The 3,556-nt window shown below is 55.2% G+C and carries 4 protein-coding genes; all 4 read left to right on the forward strand.

Translation table 11 applies throughout. The features are described 5' to 3' along the window. The first annotated feature begins 650 nt into the window (after positions 1-650). The 4 genes from JX325_RS18485 to JX325_RS13730 all read left to right on the forward strand — a co-directional run bounded on the left by JX325_RS18485 (position 651) and on the right by JX325_RS13730 (position 3,226). Complete coding sequence (locus JX325_RS18485; RefSeq protein ID WP_279380540.1) at positions 651-773, forward strand: hypothetical protein; 123 nt, start codon at positions 651-653, stop codon at positions 771-773. 72 nt (positions 774-845) lie between these two features. Further along, positions 846-2,228 (forward strand): VanZ family protein, encoded by a 1,383-nt coding sequence (locus JX325_RS13720; protein ID WP_279380541.1) that lies wholly within the window; start codon positions 846-848, stop codon positions 2,226-2,228. 25 nt (positions 2,229-2,253) lie between these two features. Next, entirely contained in the window at positions 2,254-2,700 is a 447-nt protein-coding gene (locus JX325_RS13725) for a hypothetical protein (protein WP_204791659.1), read from the forward strand. A gap of 13 nt (positions 2,701-2,713) precedes the next feature. Beyond that, positions 2,714-3,226 (forward strand): immunoglobulin-like domain-containing protein, encoded by a 513-nt coding sequence (locus JX325_RS13730; RefSeq protein ID WP_204791660.1) that lies wholly within the window; start codon positions 2,714-2,716, stop codon positions 3,224-3,226. Positions 3,227-3,556: the final 330 nt, after the last annotated feature.

The raw sequence follows: 3,556 nt of genomic DNA on the forward strand, positions 1-3,556 counted from the left end.
TCGCATAGCTGCGTCGCTCATTTTTCTGTATCATTCCCTCATTATACTACTTTTCCCTCTATTGGTACAGCTTCTGAAAGAACCGGAAAACGCCTCACTATCGCGGTGCTGCCGGTCTGGATCGTCCTTCAGCTCTGCGCAAGCGTGGATATCGTGACGCACAGCCTCTGCACGGTCTACTATCCCGGCAGGACCGCAGTTCTGACGGCGCTGTGGCTTTTGAGCCTGGCGGCGCTGGACGCGCTGGTGTACTTCTACGGCGGGCGGCGGCTGCTTTGGGAGCTGAAATGGTACTGGGGTACCTGCGGGGTGCTGCTTGCCGCGCTGTTCCTTGTAGGCAGGCTGATCCTCTTCGCCGTGCTGGTTTATGGAATCACGCCTTTCCCTCAGATGCTGCTGGCGTCCTATCTGCTGGTCGAGAAAGGACTGGGCCTGTCGGGGAAAGCCGCAGATACGACGGCCCTGGTCCTGACGGTGGCGCTGATTGCGGGACATTTTCTCTGGCTGCGCNGACTNGANCGCCGTGCGGAGGAGGGAGAGGAATTACGGATATGAATGCGTGGGCCATGGATACTAAACAGAAAACTCTATAGTGAAAGAGGAAATAAAGGCCCCCGCTGAGACAATTAAAGAGACAGACGGTGATCCGAATGCTTCATGATGATCGGAACCGTGAGGAGGTCCGTTGCTTGGAGGACGACTTTTTCGACTGGTTTGAGACGGCGGACGCCGAGGAGCTGGAAGACGGGACCCCGGATAGACGTTTTGATTAACGAGGAGCTTTCTATGCACGATTTTATTGGTTTGATTTTCTACATCTTCCGCCGGGCAATTCCCCCGCTCTGATGGGTTTGGCCGCAGGCGCGGCGCTGCTTGTTCCGCTGAATCGGAAATGCCGCCGGGAAGGGACGCGCTTTCCAAAGGGACAAGCCGCGGCGATCCTGCTTCTGCTGTGCTATCTGGGCGGGCTGGCCGCGGTCACGTTTATGGATCGCATGGGGGGCGGGATACGAATGCGCATCCAGCTCCGCCCGTTTTTGGCTTTTTGGGAGGCGTGGAACGTCTTTGCCCTTCAGGCTTGGCTGAACCCTCTGCTGAATATTGCCATGTTTCTCCCCCTGGGAGTGCTGCTCCCTTTGTCGGTGAAACGGTTTCAGCGGTGGTATTGGATGCTGGCGGCGGGAGCGGGCGCGTCGTTTTTAATTGAGGCGCTCCAGTATACCTTTGGCAGGGGACAGGCCGATGTGGACGATCTGATCTGCAATATCCTGGGGGCCATGCTGGGGTACTGCCTGTGCATGCTGGCTGTCAGTCTGAAAGGAAAGCGGTGGAAATGTGCCGGAGCCTATGCCGTGCTCCCGGTTCTGTCCATAGCCGTACTGGCCGGAGTGGGCCTGGCCTACCGCCTTCAGCCCTACGGTAATTTGGCGGACGCACCGATCTATGCCGCCAATACCAAAGGCGTGGAGTGGGTGCGGGAATGCGTATTGTCTAATGAGCCGGGACCGTCCGGCGTATATTGGGCGGAGCCCTTCACGAAGAAAAGCTGTGACGCCTTTGCGGTGGAGTTTATCGAACGGCTGGGTGTGGAGGCCGATCTCGGAAGTCCAGATGTGGATGTGAATTATTATGACAATATTGCCGCCTACACCGATCACAGAACATATAGCTTGTGGGTAAGTTATAAAGACTGCTCCTATCACTACACAGATTACCGGGTAGACAACGATCTGCGCCATATAGAGAAAGGCGGAACAGGTACGGAGCGCGAACTCCGGTCCGCTCTGGAAAAGCTGGGCATTGACGTACCCAGCGCGGCCAGCTTCGTTGTGGTAAACAGGGAAAAGGGAGAGTACGCCTTTCGGGCGGAGAGCGTAATGGAAGACGGCGTGCTGACGGATGGTGAACTGGCTTGCCGGGCAGCTGAGGACGGCGTTCTTTTCAGAGTAGACAACGTCCTTTCTGTCAGCACTCTACAAGGGGACGCCGCAGTCATCTCTCCCGAGGAGGCATATCACCGGCTCTGCGCGGGCCGGTTCTCCTGGCGGGACGTGCCCATGTTTGATGAACTGTCCCTCAAGCGGGTGCGGGTTACAGCCTCTGACTTGCAATACCTGACCGACAGCAAGGGCTTCCGGCAGCCGGTTTACTCGTTCACCCTCTCGGACGACCGGGATGCGGAGCGGGGCGGCAGCGGGTGGAGTACCTTCGTCCCCGCATTGGCGTGAGCAAAACTGTACAAGGAGCGCTCATATGAAAAGACCGATAATTGTTGCGGCAATTTGTATCTTGTGCGCCATAGCGGCCGCCGAATTCTTGTATACTACGGTTTTCCAAAAGCGCGTCGAGAAAGCTGATATTATTGAGTATGTCCAGACGAACCAAGGGGCGCTGGAACAGTTTGCGACCGGCCTGTTGGCGGACCCGCCGGGGGTCACAGCCTATATCGAATGGCAGATATCCTGGTATCCGGCCGCTGGGATGGTGGAGTTTATCACAAAGGGGTCCGGCATCGGTTCGGCCACCGCCTATGAGGGCTTTTACTATTCAGAGGATGACCGCCCCATTGGGTTTCAGGGCACAGAGGTGGATTTTGTGTGGGATGATACCGGCTGGAGTTGGGAAGAAACGGATGGAGATAATCACGAGCGAACGGAGAGAATCACGGCGCGTTGGTATTGGTTCCAGATGAATTTTTAGAAAGGCGATAGATATGAAAAGAAACAGACTCCTCATTTTGGCGGCGCTGGCAATTCTGTTGGCTACCCTCTGGGGGGGCAGGAAGAACGTCCCCGCCACTGTGTCGCTGAACGGTCAGGAAACTCCGGTGGTCTTGACGGAGGACGAACACGTTTGGCTGACGGTGGACCCATCCACCGTTACGGCCACCGGGGCCATGGCGGTTCTGCACAAGGAGGGAATCCCTAAAATTGGGTATGGAGAGCAATACTATATTGCCCAAAAAGTATATCAGAACAGCCGGACATGGACGGAGGTTGCCTGGATTGACGGCTTCAGCGGGGACTGGTTTGCCCACTTGATCGTTATGGGTTTTGCCCCGGACAACGTACCGAATCTGGACTATAAGGAAAGCAATCTGTCGGTGAACTGGGAAGATATGTATGGCCCTTTGAAGCCGGGGGAGTACCTGTTTGTTAAGGAAGTTGTAGATCCAGACAACCGTTCCTCTGACCGGTATATCGGGGTGGAGTTCACTGTGAAATAAACATAGATCGGAATGCTGCAGCACCCAATTTCCCCATCGGTCATCCATAAAACGCTAAGTGAGCTGATAGAAGGGGGCGCTTATATGGAGCAGTTCAGCAAGCTGAGCGTATTGAAGTCCTGGAAAAACTAATGTGGATTTTAACCGGCGGCTGCGGAGTGTACTGCGCGTTCTCCTTTCTCCTGACGCTGCTACAGGAACTGCCGGAAAATGCCGCGAGGATGAGTGAAGGGAACCTCCCTTATTACATTTTAGGAAGCACTGATTAAAGCCGGTAAAAGCCAGACAAACAGACAAAGGTAAAGGAAACGTCCAATAAAGGGACCATAT

This window comes from Oscillibacter sp. CU971 (genome assembly GCF_905219725.1).
Taxonomy (GTDB): Bacteria; Bacillota; Clostridia; order Oscillospirales; family Oscillospiraceae; genus Oscillibacter.